Annotated in this window: 14 protein-coding genes and 1 tRNA gene; 2 read left to right on the top strand and 13 right to left on the bottom strand. The window is 47.2% G+C overall.

Features of this window, described 5'->3' with window-relative positions:
* Positions 1-251: 251 nt before the first annotated feature.
* On the bottom strand, positions 252-782 hold the full coding sequence (locus A3GK_RS10770; RefSeq protein WP_081605328.1) for an aldose epimerase family protein: 531 nt from the start codon (positions 780-782) through the stop codon (positions 252-254).
* A 534-nt stretch (positions 783-1316) separates the two neighbouring features.
* Between A3GK_RS10770 and A3GK_RS0109050 the strand changes: the two genes are divergently transcribed.
* Positions 1317-1398: transfer RNA gene (locus A3GK_RS0109050), tRNA-Leu, on the top strand.
* Between the two features lie 271 nt (positions 1399-1669).
* Here A3GK_RS0109050 and A3GK_RS0109045 read toward each other — a convergent pair.
* Together A3GK_RS0109045 and greA are read right to left on the bottom strand one after the other, a co-directional pair.
* Positions 1670-2062, bottom strand: coding sequence for an HIT family protein (locus tag A3GK_RS0109045; RefSeq protein ID WP_018029135.1), 393 nt, complete (start codon positions 2060-2062; stop codon positions 1670-1672).
* Between the two features lie 12 nt (positions 2063-2074).
* Positions 2075-2545, bottom strand: a complete 471-nt coding sequence (gene greA, locus A3GK_RS0109040; RefSeq protein WP_018029134.1) for a transcription elongation factor GreA — start codon at positions 2543-2545, stop codon at positions 2075-2077.
* Positions 2546-2875: 330 nt separating this feature from the next.
* On the opposite strand from greA, the gene feoB reads away from it, so the two are divergent.
* Complete coding sequence (gene feoB, locus A3GK_RS0109035) at positions 2876-5362, top strand: ferrous iron transport protein B (RefSeq protein WP_018029133.1); 2487 nt, start codon at positions 2876-2878, stop codon at positions 5360-5362.
* Between the two features lie 2 nt (positions 5363-5364).
* On the opposite strand, the gene lpxB is transcribed toward feoB, so the two are convergent.
* From lpxB to A3GK_RS10760, 10 genes are all read right to left on the bottom strand, one after another.
* Positions 5365-6486 (bottom strand): lipid-A-disaccharide synthase, encoded by a 1122-nt coding sequence (gene lpxB, locus A3GK_RS0109030; RefSeq protein WP_018029132.1) that lies wholly within the window; start codon positions 6484-6486, stop codon positions 5365-5367.
* Positions 6486-7253, bottom strand: a complete 768-nt coding sequence (gene surE / locus A3GK_RS0109025) for a 5'/3'-nucleotidase SurE (RefSeq protein WP_018029131.1) — start codon at positions 7251-7253, stop codon at positions 6486-6488. Before surE ends, lpxB begins: the two co-directional genes overlap by 1 nt.
* The gene (locus tag A3GK_RS0109020) at positions 7250-7759 is read right to left on the bottom strand and encodes an FKBP-type peptidyl-prolyl cis-trans isomerase (protein WP_018029130.1); all 510 of its coding nucleotides are present in this window, start codon (positions 7757-7759) and stop codon (positions 7250-7252) included. Before A3GK_RS0109020 ends, surE begins: the two co-directional genes overlap by 4 nt.
* Positions 7760-7766: 7 nt before the next feature.
* A complete protein-coding gene (locus A3GK_RS0109015) occupies positions 7767-9314 on the bottom strand; it encodes a glycine--tRNA ligase (RefSeq protein ID WP_018029129.1) in 1548 nt (515 codons plus the stop codon).
* A gap of 68 nt (positions 9315-9382) precedes the next feature.
* On the bottom strand, positions 9383-9736 hold the full coding sequence (locus A3GK_RS0109010) for a DUF6804 family protein (protein ID WP_018029128.1): 354 nt from the start codon (positions 9734-9736) through the stop codon (positions 9383-9385).
* Positions 9729-10835, bottom strand: coding sequence for a methylmalonyl Co-A mutase-associated GTPase MeaB (gene meaB, locus A3GK_RS0109005; RefSeq protein ID WP_026161825.1), 1107 nt, complete (start codon positions 10833-10835; stop codon positions 9729-9731). Before meaB ends, A3GK_RS0109010 begins: the two co-directional genes overlap by 8 nt.
* A 428-nt stretch (positions 10836-11263) precedes the next feature.
* Positions 11264-12178 carry a hypothetical protein gene (locus tag A3GK_RS0109000; protein ID WP_155799496.1) on the bottom strand — a complete coding sequence of 305 codons (915 nt, stop codon included), beginning with the start codon at positions 12176-12178 and terminating at the stop codon, positions 11264-11266.
* Positions 12175-13638 (bottom strand): DarT ssDNA thymidine ADP-ribosyltransferase family protein, encoded by a 1464-nt coding sequence (locus A3GK_RS11095; protein ID WP_018029125.1) that lies wholly within the window; start codon positions 13636-13638, stop codon positions 12175-12177. The genes A3GK_RS0109000 and A3GK_RS11095 overlap by 4 nt, the downstream gene beginning before the upstream one ends.
* A 2-nt stretch (positions 13639-13640) precedes the next feature.
* The gene (locus A3GK_RS0108990) at positions 13641-14288 is read right to left on the bottom strand and encodes a DUF6939 family protein (RefSeq protein ID WP_211205465.1); all 648 of its coding nucleotides are present in this window, start codon (positions 14286-14288) and stop codon (positions 13641-13643) included.
* An 8-nt stretch (positions 14289-14296) separates the two neighbouring features.
* Positions 14297-15543, bottom strand: a 1247-nt coding sequence (locus A3GK_RS10760) for a leucine-rich repeat domain-containing protein (RefSeq protein ID WP_018029123.1), incomplete at its 5' end; no start/stop codon positions are given.

The following is a 15543-nucleotide window of genomic DNA, read 5'->3' as shown; positions in this document are numbered from 1 at the left end:
TACCTCCGAATAAGAGTATCCACCACCAGAACTACTTCTTACTCCCAGCTCTTTATCGCACAGCTCAAGAATCTTTTTGTACTCCTTGGACTGTAAAATGAAATTTAATCCGCCAAAACGCTGTGCTCTCTCAGAAATTACTTGTATATTTGCCATACCCTAACGGGGTGTTAGATATTGTTATTCAGTTATTTATGTCAAGATAAAGATAACAATTTCTAACGACAAAGGGTGAGAAATCGCAAGAAATCTCACCCTTCTTTTTTACCCCTCACTCGACTTGCGGAATCTAGGTCGTAAGCGATAGCAAAGTTGTTGGTGACAGGGCAGAGACCATAGGTCACCTGCACCTTGAGTTCGCCTGGATACCCCTCCTCTCCATCTTTCGATATGTAGGAGAGAACCAACTCTGAAGCCGATGCCTGTTCCACCGTCCAAACCACGCTATTAAATCCCTTCTTGCCACCATGGAGGGCATTAGGTCCATTATTGATGAGCAATGAGTACTCCTCACCATCAATGGCAAACTTTCCCTTGGCAATTCTATTGGCATACCGTCCGCAGATAGCACCAAAGTAGGCCTCTTCACTCTCAATATAATCTTGCAGACAGTCGTGCCCTAGCAGAATGTCTACCTTCTTTCCCACTCGGTCCGGTACCCTTATGGCTACTATCTTAGCACCAAGGTTGAGGATATCTATCTCTATCCCATTGGCATTGCTGAGGGTGTAAAGTGCTACCTCCTTACCATCTACCCTCCCCTTAAATCTCTCTTTATTCATATCCTTTAATTGAAAAGCCTCGTCCATCGCACTCTAATTTAGATGAACTGCCGGCTCTGAATAAGATTATTAATTAAGCTTCGCTTCAAAGATAACTTTTTTTCTTTAGATATCGCTCCTCTTGGTAGTACAATTTGCTTCTTTGCTCCTTTTCTTCTCGTTGCTTGGCTCTATCTTGCTCTTCTGACAAGCCTCTGCTAGTGGGCATCCAGCACAAGCTGTTGGCACATCCTTTTTTGGTGGCTTCAACATTTTCCAAAGGTGGCGGCAGACTAAGAATGCCACTAAGGCAATGATTATATATGTAATGAGAGTTTGCACCATATCACTTAAATTGATTATTCTCCAAATCTTCTTACTACTCACAAAACTACCCATTTATTCGCACACCCCCTATCCTCTTTTATGATTAATAGTATTAAATTGAGACTTTTAGCCAAGAAATAATGGTGGATATTTGGTGGATTAAAAATTTATTGCTACCTTTGCAAAGCAAAATCAAAAGGATGCTTTCTTTGAAAGATAGACTTTTTTGCGGCTGTGGCGTAATTGGTAGCCGCGCTAGACTTAGGATCTAGTGGAGCAATCCGTGGGGGTTCGAGTCCCTTCAGCCGCACACTATACGTGTTGTTTTTACGTTTTAGTAGATTGTAAGTTTTTGGTTTTGGTTGCTCTGAGATGTTTCATCCCAGAGCTTTTTTTATGCCTTCTTATTAACGAGGTGCTATTGAACTATCTGGTTTTGCCTATGAACATTTAGGTTACGATGCTATCTTTAATGTGCTATTGTGGATGTGCTAAGATGGGTTTGAGAGATAAAAGATGAGCTGAGAGTGGGCAAGTAGCTCATTCTTAGCTCATCTTTTTGTTTAGTCCTTAGGGAGGCTTTATAGGTTGGATTGGATTGCTGCAGCCATCTCCTTCATCTTTTCGGGATCGGGGTTAGGTACTTTGTGATTGAAGTCCATATCCTTCTCCTTCTGTATTGGGATCAAGTGTATGTGTGCGTGAGGCACCTCCAAGCCCATAACTGCCATCCCAACTCGATTGCAGCTAGTTGCCTTCTTAATCGCAGCCGCCACCTTCTTTGCAAAGAGTATCATTTCCGATAGCTCTGCATCCTCTAGGTCAAAGAGGTAATTCTCCTCTCGCTTTGGCACCACTAGAGTGTGTCCGTATTGTACGGGGAAGGCGTCTAGGAAGGCACAGAAGTGCTCGTCCTCCGCTATAATGTAGCCAGGAATCTCTCCTTGGATAATTTTCGTGAATATCGTTGCCATAGATCAATTAGCTTATATGGTAATCTCCTCAATCTTAAACGTCACAATACCTGCGGGTACTTGTATCTCTACCACATCTCCCACCTTTTTGCCGATCAATCCCTTAGCTATCGGGGTAGAAATAGCCATCTTTCCCTTGCGGATATCGCTTTCGGTGTCGGAGACAATGGTGTAGGTCTTCACCTGATTATTGCTCATATTGCGAATAGTTACGGTGTTGAGCATCTGTACCGTCTCCGTGCCTATCTTTTTGGTGTCAATGATACGGATATTTTGTAGCTGCATTCTCAGCTGTGCAATCCTATCTTCTAGAAGTGCCTGCTTCTCCTTAGCGGCAGAATACTCCGCATTTTCAGAGAGGTCACCCTTGTCGCGTGCTTCGGCAATAGCCTGTATCACCTCTGGTCGTTCTATCTCCTCTAGCTTTCTGATCTCTTCAAGGAGGTTTTGGTATCCCTCCTCAGTCATATAGATGTAATCCATAAGTATCTCTATTTCTTAGTCCCTCTAATGGTAAAAAACAACAACTCCAAGCAAGGGGCACTCTCGTCCGCCTAACATGGAATCGCTACTACAAAGACCCTATCAAGGGTTAAAGTAATCTCTTCTCTCTAATCTTATATTACTACGTTCTCTCAATTAGTTAACTGCTACAAAGGTAACCTCTTTTGAGGACTGTGCCAAATATTTACTCTTAAATTCCCATTTTCTTTTCTGGCACGTAGGTATATAAGGAGTGCAAAAATACCTACAATTAGGTATTGAGGATCTCTGATAAAGAAGTTACTTTTGTGTCTAATTAAATACTGATCAATGAGACTATCTGAACTACATACGGGTGAGAGGGCAATTATTCTAAAACATCATACCGACAAGGCGTTTCGAAAGCGGTTGATGGAGATGGGGTTTATACCGGGAGAGGAGATTTTAGTGGTGAAGAATGCCCCGCTAAAGGATCCTGTGGAGTATCGTATTCTCAATTATGATGTGACGCTCCGACGGAGTGAAGCCAAGCTGATTGAAGTGGATCCGCTTCATACTACCGCGGCTCATAGGCGACAGCAAGGCGAAAGTGCTACTTCTTCGTACTATCTAGCCAAGGGACGTCACAATTCCAATGAAAAACAACGTCCAGAGCAACGAATTCGGGTCGCCTTTGTGGGCAATCCTAATTGCGGTAAGACCTCCCTTTTCAATGCGGCGAGTGGAGCTCACGAGCATGTGGGCAACTATAGTGGCGTGACGGTAGAAGCCAAGACGGCTACCTACCGACAGGGTGGCTATACCTTTGATCTGATCGACCTGCCAGGGGCTTACTCTATCAGCTCGTATAGTCCAGAAGAGAAGTACATTAGCCAGTACTTGATGGGCGATGAGCGACCAGATGTGGTGGTTAATGTGGTGGACTCGACCAACTTGGAGCGCCACCTCTATATGACCGCCCAGCTACTTGAGACCAGTATCCCTGTAGTGGTGGCACTCAATATGTGGGACGAGTTGGAAGCTTCTAGCAGTGAATTAGATACCGAGCAGTTGACTCGCCTGATTGGAGTACCTCTCTGTCCTACTAATGGCCGGACGGGGCGTGGTATAAAGAACCTCTTTGAGCATGTGGTTACGATCTACAATAACCGTTCTCAGGAGCTTAGAGTAGTAGATATTCGTTATCGCCAAGAGGTGGAGACAGCAATTGCTGAGCTGAGCGAGTCACTTAGAGAGCATTGGCAGCAGTTCCCCCAAGTGGTACAAGAGTTGAGGCCACGCTATATGGCTATCAAGTTGCTGGAGGAGGATGAGGCGATGCAAGAGGTAGTTGCCATGCTACCCGATAGAGGTGTAGCCTTGCTGCACCAGGTGGCAGAGCTGAATGAGCGTTACGCCAAGCATACCGATAATGATATCCAGCACGATATCACCAATGGTCGTTACGGCTTTGTACGCGGTGCCTTGCAAGAGACTTACCGTACCAATTACGACTCCATCACCGAGCGTAATCGTAAGATTGACCATATATTAACTCACAAGATTTGGGGTTTCCCTATCTTTATTGCGGTTATCTTCTTGATGTTCCAGCTTACCTTTATACTTGGCGAATATCCAATGAATTGGATAGAGTCGGGAGTGGCGTGGTTAGGCCAATGGATTGGCGAGCTGATGCCAGAGGGGATGCTCAAGGACCTATTAGTAGATGGTGTAATTGCTGGAGTGGGGGGTGTGCTCGTCTTCCTGCCTAATATTGTGATTCTGTACCTCTGCCTTGCCATTATCGAAGATACCGGCTATATGGCCAGGGCTGCCTTTATTATGGACCGGCTGATGCACCTGATAGGATTGCATGGAAAGTCCTTTATCCCGCTTGTGATGGGTTTTGGCTGTAACGTTCCTGCGGTGATGGCTACACGTACCATAGAGAACCGCAATAATCGTCTTGTGACGATGCTGATTATCCCCTTTATGAGTTGTAGTGCCAAGCTGCCAGTCTACCTATTACTTGCTGGGGCTTTCTTTCCCCACAATGCAGGTTTGGTGCTCTTCGTGCTATACTTCTCTGGTATCTTGGTGGCGGTGCTGAGTGCGCTGATATTTAAGCGACGCTTCAATACTGCTAAAGAGACCCCCTTTGTGATGGAGCTACCGCCTTACCGTATTCCTACGCTCAAAAGTGTATTACTGCACATGTGGGAGCGGGCTAAGCAATACCTGCAGAAGATGGGAACCGTGATTCTAGTCGCCTCTATCGCTATTTGGGCGTTGAGCTACTTCCCCAATGTTCATAAACTAGAGGAGCCGCAGCAAGATGCTCTGATTGCCCAACATATTGAGAAGGTTAGGGCACAAGAGCAGACCGATTTCGAGGCGATGGATCGTGACCATCAGCTCACCATGGTACAGCAAGAGTACTCACTCATTGGTCGCTTAGGACACGCCATCCAGCCCGTCTTTAAGTGGCATGGGTACGATTGGAGGATGAGCGTTTCGCTCCTCACAGGTGTGGCTGCAAAGGAGATCGTAGTGAGTACCATGGGCGTACTATTTACTGGTGATGGCGATAATGAGGCACTCCTTTCGAGTAAACTACAGAATGCCACTTACCCCGATGGGTCCAAAGTCTTAGATCCTGTGATAGCCCTTTCGTTTATGATATTTGTGCTGGTCTATATCCCTTGTATTAGCACAGTAGTCGCCATTGGTCGGGAGAGTGGGCGATGGAGATATGCCCTCTATAGTACTCTCTACTCCATCTCTGTGGGGTGGGTATTGGCACTACTGGTATCAGTAGTGGGACATTTGATCATATAAGTTTAGCGAGCTCTTGCCAATTCTAGAATAGCTTCAGCAGCCAACCTCGATGAGGGTTGAGCTGTCTGAAGCTTTTCTTTTATCTCCTGGTACTGCTCCAGCATCTTCCTTCGCTTCTCACCCTCCATGGTCAATGGAGCAAGGGCATTCCAGATCTTATCCTCCTTAAACAAACCGCCAAATAGCTCCTGCACCACAGGCTCATCGGCCACAAGATTTACGAGTGAAATATAGGGGGTTGTAAATAGATGCTTAAAGATAAAATTGGCTAGGTAACCCGCCCTTTGGGCATAGCAAACCACCTGAGGTGTGCCAAGAAGTGCTGTCTCAAGCGTGGCAGTGCCACTGGTGACCAGAGCAGCCCTTGCCCCTTTCACTACCCGATAGGTGTCGTCAAAGACCAGCTCCACCTCCTTCACTCCCTCTAGTAGAGGTGCATAGACCTCTCTAGGAAGACTACTCGTGCCAGCTATCTTGATATGAAGGTCGGGAAAAGAGTTAGCCACCTGTAGCATCGTCGGTAAGTTTTGATTCACCTCAGAGCGTCGACTACCTGGCAATAGAGCAACGTAAGGAGGGCAGTCAGTGGCTTCGTAACTACTCAAAAACTGCTGAACTTGCTCTAAGGTAGGATTGCCAATATACTTTACCTGGTCCAACTGCTGTTGCTGGAAGAAAGGTATCTCAAAGGGGAAAATGGAGAGAATAAGGTCTGTATCTGTACGAAGTCTCTTGATTCGTCCCTTCTTCCACGCCCATACCTTTGGGGGGATGAAATAGACGATTTTTGTCTGTGGAAGCTGTTTGCGTACAAAGGGCAATACATACTGAAAGCAGAAACTGGCATAGTCGGTGCAGATAACCACATCGGGGCGAGCGTTAATTAGTGCCGTTTGGAGTGCCTTCCCCGCCTCGCGGATGGTGCCGATATTCTTTGCTACATCCACAAAGCCCATAAAGGCGAGGTGCTCCGAAGCGATCACACACTCACCACCCACCTCTCTCATACGTGGGCCACCCATAAAAGTAAAAGAGGCTGAGGGGTCTAGGCTCCTCAGCTCTTTCATTAATCTTGAGGTGTGGAGGTCTCCACTAGCCTCACCTGCCACCAGAAAGTAGTTCATTACTCGTCCCAGTGCTTTATTTGTTGGATAAATTCGTAGTCCGTCACATCAATATTGCAGGGAACAATCGTGGCATACCCCTTCTTCAGGAGCTGGATATCCCAGTTTTGATTGATCGGCTCCGCCAGTTTAATACTACCCGATAGCCAGTAGACATCTCTACCAGTCGGAGTGGTTTGGCAGACATATTCATTAACATACTTACCATCGGCTTGGCTGCAAACCCTTAGCCCCCTCACCTCAGGCACATTGGGGACATTCACATTGAGGTAGACTCCCTTCGGGATCCCCTCCTTCAATATCTTACGAGCAATCGTGCGGGCAAAGCGACAACAGTCCAAGTAATCACTCTCCTGATCTCCTTGTAAAAGCGAGATAGCAAAGGAGGGAATGTTGAAAATAGTCCCCTCAATAGCCGCACCTAGCGTGCCAGAGTAATTCACTGCAATACCCTCATTGCCACCATGGTTGATACCCGCCACCACTAGATCGGGTAGGGTGGGGAGGATCTCATTCAAGGCGAGCTTCACACAGTCAGCTGGCGTGCCACTGCAGCTGTAAATCGTCAGCCCTGGCTCCGTCTCCACCATATTGAAGTGGATCGGTATCGAGGAGGTGATGGCGCTAGAGGTACCACTCCGAGGACCATCGGGTGCCACCACCACGATATCCCCGAGGTCTCTCAACGCGGTATAGAGCTCCTCAAGCCCCTTGGCAAATACACCGTCGTCATTACTCACCAGTATCAGAGGCCTTTTGCTAATCATTGTACTGGTATCTCTAGTAGTTTGATATCAAAAATCAGCGTAGAGTAGCCAGGAATCTTATTGTATTGGGTATAGGCACCATAGCCTAGCTGGTAAGGCACTACCACCTCCCAATGATCCCCTACATTCATCATCTGTAGGGCATACTGCACCCCATGTACTAGTTTGTTGACTGGACTAGTAATCTCCCCTTTTTCCTGAAATATCTCACCTGAAATAAAGCGACCACTCAGCTCCATCTTCACCGTACTCTCCTGATATGGGTAGCTAGGATTGTGCTCCTTCGAGCCTTCAAGAACCTTGTAGTAGATATTGTAATTTGTATTGAGGAAGTTACTCTCCGTATACCCCTTTTCCACCGCTTTCTCTATGAAAGCATCATTCTCCTTCTTGTAGTTACTCTCCTCCATTGGCTGCTCTACATTGCAGCTAGAAAGCGAGAGAAGTAGGGCGCCCAATGCCACAGTCCATAGCTGTACAAGGGTGAGATTCAGTACTCTCTTCATAATCTATTTATATTTTCTTGAGCAATGACTGCATACTCACACTCTCCTCGATGATGTGGCGAAGTTCACCGATCTCCACACGCTCCTGCTCCATAGAGTCGCGGTGGCGTATCGTCACCTTACCATCCTCGATACTCTCGTGATCCACGGTCACGCAGAATGGAGTGCCGAGGGCATCCTGTCTACGGTAACGCTTTCCGATAGAGTCCTTCTCATCATAATCACAAGGGAAGTGAAACTTCAGGTCGTCAACGATCTGCTGTGCTAGCTCTGGAAGACCATCCTTGCGTACCAAAGGCAGTACCGCTACCTTCTTAGGCGCCAAAGCAGCTGGCAAACGAAGTACTACACGCACCTCACCATTCTCTAGCTGCTCCTCATCGTAGCAACCAAATAGAATGCTGAGGAATAGTCGATCCACACCGATAGAGGTCTCCACTACATAGGGTACATAGCTCTCATTAAGCTCAGGATCGAAGTAACGCATCTTCTTACCCGAGAACTCCTCATGACGCTTCAGGTCAAAGTCGGTACGTGAGTGAATACCCTCCACCTCCTTAAAGCCAAAAGACATCTCAAACTCAATATCTGTTGCGGCATTAGCATAGTGAGCTAGCTTCTCATGATCGTGGAAACGATACTTGTTATCCCCCAAGCCTAGAGCCTTGTGCCAGCGTAGTCGACGCTCCTTCCACTTCTCGTACCACTCAAGCTCCGTACCTGGGGCTACAAAGAACTGCATCTCCATCTGCTCAAACTCACGCATACGGAATATAAATTGGCGAGCCACAATCTCATTGCGGAAGGCCTTACCAATCTGTGCAATACCAAAAGGCACCTTCATGCGGCCACTCTTCTGCACATTGAGAAAGTTGACAAAGATACCCTGAGCCGTCTCCGGACGTAAATATACCTTCATAGCACCCTCCGACGTAGAGCCCATCTCAGTGGCAAACATCAGGTTGAACTGACGTACATCGGTCCACTCCTTAGAACCACTAATAGGATCCACAATCTCACAATCCACAATCAATTGCTTGAGGGCAGTGAGGTCGTTGTCCTCCATTGACTTTACATACCTGCTATGTACCCCATCATACTCCTCTTGGTATCTGATTACCCTTGCGTTCGTTGCACGGTATTGAGCCTCATCAAAGGCATCGCCAAAACGCTTGCGAGCCTTCTCAATCTCCTTATTGATCTTTGCCTCAATCTTATCTAGATGCTCCTCAATCAGCACATCAGCACGATACCGCTTCTTCGACACCTTATTGTCAATCAGTGGGTCGTTAAAAGCATCCACATGTCCCGAGGCCTTCCAGATCGTTGGGTGCATAAAGATGGCCGAGTCAATACCTACTACATTGTCATTGAGCAGGGTCATGGCATCCCACCAGTACCTCTTGAGATTGTTTTTGAGTTCTACACCATTCTGACCATAGTCGTATACTGCCCCTAGACCATCATATATCTCCGATGAGGGGAATACAAAACCATACTCCTTGCAGTGCGATATAATCTTCTTAAATATATTGTCAATCTCTTTCTGTGCCATTGTCACCTAATAAATATTCGTTTCTTATTCTTTTACCAACTACAAAGATACACATTTTCCTCCCAAAGTTACTCCTTTGGTACCTCGTCATCCTCTTTTCGGGTGATAATAGTATCATCAATAGGCGTTTTGAGCGAAATAAAGTAGAAGAGCGCCATGGTGATGATATGTGCCACGATCCAGTAGACATGGTCCACTCTGATAGGCACCACGGGATTGTAGAGCAGACCAACTAGTGCCATGAGGCACATCAAGAGGGTCACCGCCTTTTTCTCGCGATAGCTGCGGAATACATAGTAAAAAGCACCACCGCAGATGAGTACTTGGCAAACACTCTCAAGAAAGGGAATGTGAATCCGCTCAATGAAGAGCAACACCAATGCCGATAAGGCAAATACCAGGTAAAGTGACTTGTTATTCATCTTCTAGTTTCAGTCCTTCGTAAAATAGATTGAGTAGCTTATTGGCCCCCACAAACGAACTCATTTTATCCTCCAAAATCGCACGCTCCACCCTAGGAAGCTCCTCTTGGATTGCAGGATTGGAGTAGAAGCTATTTTTAAGGGCTTCATTGATACTCTCGTACATCCAGTACTTTGTCTGCTCATTGCGGTGGCGGTAGAAGTAGCCATTATCCTTTACAAAGGCTATGAAGCGATCAATCATGCTCCACACCTCGTCGATCCGTAGGTCGTAAAACCCAGAGTAGGTGAGCACCTCGGGTGTCCAACCACTCTCTGCTGGTGGAAAGAGGTGCAGTGCATTGCGGAAGTGCTGTGCCGCTAGCTCCGCCGGCTTAATATTGTCGCCATCTGCCTTGTTGATCACAATGCCATCGGCCATCTCCATAATTCCACGCTTAATCCCTTGCAGCTCATCGCCAGTGCCAGCCAGCTGTATCAAGAGGAAAAAGTCGACCATAGAGTGCACCGCCGTCTCCGACTGACCTACACCCACCGTCTCCACGAAGATGGTATCAAAGCCAGCTGCCTCGCAGAGGATAATGCTCTCGCGAGTCTTACGTGCTACACCGCCTAATGAACCAGCCGAAGGGCTTGGGCGGATAAAGGCATCCTCCTCCTTCGAAAGTCGCTCCATACGAGTCTTATCACCCAGGATACTCCCCTTGGATCGCTCGCTCGAGGGGTCAATGGCAAGCACTGCCAACTTATGGCCTCCTTTTACCACATGCATTCCAAAAGCATCAATAGAGGTACTCTTACCAGCTCCTGGCACACCTGTGATGCCAATGCGGACCGATTTGCCAGAATACGGGAGGCATCGCTCAATCACCTCCTGTGCCTTTTGTCGATGTTCGGGCAAACGACTCTCCACCAGCGTCACCGCTTGTGAAAGCATTGCTCTATCGCCCGCCAAAATGCCCTCCACATACTCATCTGTAGAGAGCAGACGGCGACGGCGTGGCTTGAAATAGGGGTTGACAATCGGGGCATGGTTCACACCACTATTCACCTGTAGCCCTTTGTATTCACCAGAGTTTTCCGGGTGTTGATAGCTCATATAGTTTCTATTTATAGCGTTACTACTCTCTACAAAGGTACCAAATAGCCACAAGATTAACCACCCCTCCACCCAGATATTATAGAGGTTACGCATTAGAAAGTCCTTACCATATGGTTTTTAGTCGGGTGTCTATGAGAAGGACCCCGGCTGAGGGGTCCGTGTTAAATAGGCACAGGTCAAGGCACGCAGTGCCGAAGACCTGTGTATAACGATGCGTAAAATACCCTTGCGACCCCGGTTGAGGGGTCGGACAACCATATCTAGGTCTGACCCCTCAGCCGGGGTCAAGGGTTTTGGACGCCTTATTTGCCCCCATTCATCGGCTCTGCGAGCCATGAAAGGGGGCTACTCAGATAGATTGGGATACTGCACCTCCTAAAACTCTCATTATATAAACACTGCACACCCCCTAATTTATGTAGACATTAGAGAGGTGTCTTTGGTGTCATAAATACCACCGTGTAGTCGTCCAGTTCCACCAGCCCTTGGTCGTACCACCTCCTCATCAGTTGGGCAAATGAATTATTGGATCTAGCAGACTCATAGAGGGGTTCCAGCAGATCCTTCCAAAAGTCCAACTTCATCTCTCTAGCCACCTGTACCATCGGACTGACCGAGGTGTGTTCATTCACCAATGCCTCCAGTTCCGCTTGATACTCATCCCATTTAGAGACTTGGTACATCATCAGCACCAATTCCGAAAGGGCATCGCTACAAGCAAAGATGAGGCTTTCCTCTTTTACATCAATCACGCCATGTTTGAAGCCCTCTGCCACCAATGGGTCTTTACAACTGATTAGATAGGGTGGGCGGTCAAAGTCTCCTAGCTTTGTGAAGGAATGCCAAAGCTCTCCACTGCTTTTATCGTAGTGAAATAGGAGGCTATCGCCATAAGCCATCCAGTGGCACTTCTTTTTATCCACGAGCCACGCTGCCACCAGTGTGGCGCACGACCCCTCGCTATAAAACTTATTGAGCAACATCGCGTCGCCCTCCTTAGCCTTTGCCTCATACCTATTATAGAACGGCTCCCAAATTCCTTCCACCCAATTATCCAACTGCTCAAAGCTGGTAATCGGCTGCTCTCTACTCAGTTCTCCAACTAGATATTGCGACCACTTATCGGCATAAAGGCCACAACCTCCAGCTCCATCCGAGAGTGCGATGAAGCCCTTCTCACTAGTAGCGAAGTCTTCATTGGGTGATTGCTCATTAAACTTCGCCACCGTAGCTAGGCGTGAGCTAGGGGCTGAGCTAACCAATGCCCTGTACCTCCGCCGTTCTAATTTTCTTCTCCGTCTCAGTCGTCTTTTCTGGTCGGATCTTGTATCCTTTTTCATAGAGATTGCTGTACCATAGCACTAGAGAGCGTGCCTATTTTCATCATTTTCACCAGCTGTTCCATTCCCGCATTCACTCCCATTGCGCGGTAGCGAATATCTTCATCCTTATCTTGGAATAGCTGTCGGATCTGCTCATTGTAGTTCAGAGGAAGGAGGCTCGACATCTCAAAGAGCGACTCCCCATATCCATTTCCACGCATTTCGCCGATCGTAGCAGGGAACATAATGGCTTCACTGCTTCCTGGCACAATATGGATATTGAACAGTAGTACGTTGCCATCGTTGGTAAATTTCGACTTCAGTTGATTGGCAAGTTGTTGCATTTCGTCTCGCGAAGCACCATTGTATTCACCATCAGTGATGTTGATGATGATAGGGGGGTAGCAATCCTCCGTCTGGTGCTGTGCCAGCCAATCATCCAATAACCCTTCAGCGTGCTTAAAGGCCTTATCCATGCGAGTCCAATTACCATCGTGGCGTGCCTCCATCCACTGCTTCTTCTCCACCTCTATCTCCTTCATTCCCCCTCTGGTGCGGACACTCTCCTTCACCATTATTTTCTTATACTCATTGAATCGCACCTCCTCGGGGGTGACAAATCCCCTTCCAGCGAGGGCACCATTCCATCCACTATAGGCCTCTTCGCCATATCCCACTACAGCGATGTCGAAGTAGTGCCGTGTCTCATTGGCACGGACACAACGCTCCACCAACTCATTGATCTGGTTATTCACGATACGAGCTACCGCCTCCGAGAGTGTCATCTCTTCACCATTGAATGTGGTAATGCATCGCATTGATACACTGTGATCCACGAGGAATATAAAGGCCGATGGATTCTCGCGTGTAATACGTGCCGTATAGGCATTCTTGCTTTGGAGCTTCTTGGGCTGTGCTGGTATTGGGATACCAAAGTTGGATATGTTGGTGATGAATTTGATCGGGATAAAGTTCTTCACCAATATTTCCGCCTGAAAGTAGGGTTGTTCATCGATGGGAAGGTCAAAGTGGTTTCTTGCCTTGATCGAGTTAAAGTGGATCTCCTTAAAGTCTTCTAGAGAGCCACCGTAGTGGACCCCATTACTTGCTGCATTTCGGTTGGCATAAAGAGTGTTGGCATCATAGATCACCTCTGGATCAATCTCTAGAATGACAGGGTTGGAGATCCGTCCTTCATTCATCGCCACATACATCATCGGGTGCTCCTTCGTAAAGCTCACACGCACATAGTGCTCTAGGCCCTTACGTGCATCCAATTGCCAGGAGATCGACCCCTGTCCGCCACCACCCGATTTGGGGATATTGATATTCTTCTCCTCGCAATCCTTCCACGAGTACAAACCTCCATTTTGGATGATGGAGTCTAGGTTATCTCGGTCGGTAAAGTGATACAATTTTGTAATCCCATACTGGTCCAAAACCGCCTTAAAATCCTTCCAGTTGCTTCGCTTATTCATTATTATTCTTCTTCTTGGTTATCCTCAAATAGGGAGCGTTGTATTATCTGTCTTTGTGTAGGCTTGGTTGGTGCCGCTTTGTCTATGCCCAAAGCATCCTCATAGGGGTAGAGCCCCTCTGCATACGCCTTTACTAAGTAGGCGTGTGATAAAGGCTTCTTGGGGTCGTCTACATCGGTACTGCTATTGTAGTCCAGTAGGATAATGGTCTTGCCAGCTTGATTAGCTTTCCTTAGGCGTTCGATAATGTGCATCACCTTATGCTCCAACATCCAGCGATAGGTCGGTAGATAGATCTCTCGCCGTGCAGTCATATAGTCCAGCAGTTCGTCGCTGTGAAGCCCCTTTTGATGTCCCAGGGGAGGACCGAATCGGCGTACTGTCCGCTTCAATCCCTTCATACTCATATTGTGGATCACCTCAAGGTCAATGCCGGCATTTTCAAAGACCTTGAGCCCTTGCCAAATCCCCTCCACTGAAGCACCAGTTTCAGGGGCGGAGAAGGGGATTGGAATATCCCCATAGGGATAGAAAGGGCTAAGGTGTACCAACTCTCCCTCCGACTTGCTGGTCACATCGGCAATGATTGCACCGGGGTATTCCTTGAGCAACCTCTCTGTTTTCCTTCGTTTGTTCGCTATAATAATCATATTGACCATCAAAAAATTCTGTCTCTAAAGCGCCTTCTCAATTCTTCACGTGTTGAGTCATCTAGATTGTCACAACCACGGAACGCACCTCTTCCAACTGTTTCCAGCCCCTCTGGTAGTGTTATGGAAGTGAGGTTCTCGCACTCCCAGAACGCCCTGTCTCCAATTGTTTTTAGTCCCTCTGGTAGTGTTATGGAAGTGAGGCTCTTACACTTACTGAACGCACTTTCTCCAATCGTTTTTACAGCACACGGTACTGAATAGGTGGTCTTAGAGGAGGAGTAGGAGATGAGGTGAGTTTTATCTGCTGTGAATAAGACATCGTCTTTTATGCAGAAGTAGGGGGAAAGATTGTTGATTTTTAGTTGTAAACCCGGAAATGGGTTCTCCCCAATATTGGTGAGAGACTTTGGTAGTGTGATGGAAGTGAGGCTATTGCACTCATAGAACGCATAGTCTCCAATCGTTTTTAGTCCCTCTGGTAGAGTTGTTGAAGTGAGGCTTCTGCACAAATAGAACGCACTATCACCAATTGTTTCTAGTCCTTCTGGTAGTGTTATGGAAGTGAGGCTATTGCAATTGCAGAACGCACTATCTCCAATTGTTTTTAGTCCCTTTGGTACTGTTATGGAAGTGAGGCTCTCGCACTGGTTGAACGCTTCGTTTCCAATTGTTTTTAGTCCCTCTGGTAGTGTTATGAAAGTGAGGCTCCGGCAAGTGCTGAACGCATAGTTTCCAATTGCTTTCAGTCCCTCTGGTAGTGTTATGGAAGTGAGGCTATGGCAGTATCTGAATGCTTCGTTTCCAATTGTTTTCAGTCCCTCTGGTAGTGTTATTGAAGTGAGGCTTGAGCACTGGCTGAATGCACTCTTTCCAATTGTTTTCAGTCCCTCTGGTAGTGTTATTGAAGTGAGGCTTGAGCACTGGCTAAACGCACTCTTTCCAATTGTTTCCAGTCCCTCTGATAGTGTCATGGAAGTGAGGCTATAGCACTGGCTGAACGCATTGTCTCCAATTGTTTTCAGTCCCTCTGGTAGTGTTATGGAAGTGAGGCTCCAGCACTGGCTGAACGCATTGTCTCCAATTGTTTTCAGTCCCTCTGGTAGTGTTATGGAAGTGAGGCTCCAGCACTTCCAGAACGCATCGTCTCCAATTGTTTTTAGTCCCTCTGGTAGTGTTATGGAAGTGAGGCTCTTGCACTGGCTGAACGCCCTGTCTCCAATTGTTTTTAGTCCCTCCGGTAGTGTTATGGAAG

It is taken from the genome of Porphyromonas somerae DSM 23386, from assembly GCF_000372405.1.
GTDB classification, from domain to species: Bacteria; Bacteroidota; Bacteroidia; order Bacteroidales; family Porphyromonadaceae; genus Porphyromonas_A; species Porphyromonas_A somerae.
The sequence above is the reverse complement of the archived record's forward strand: the minus strand, read 5'-3'. Positions and strand labels throughout refer to the sequence as shown.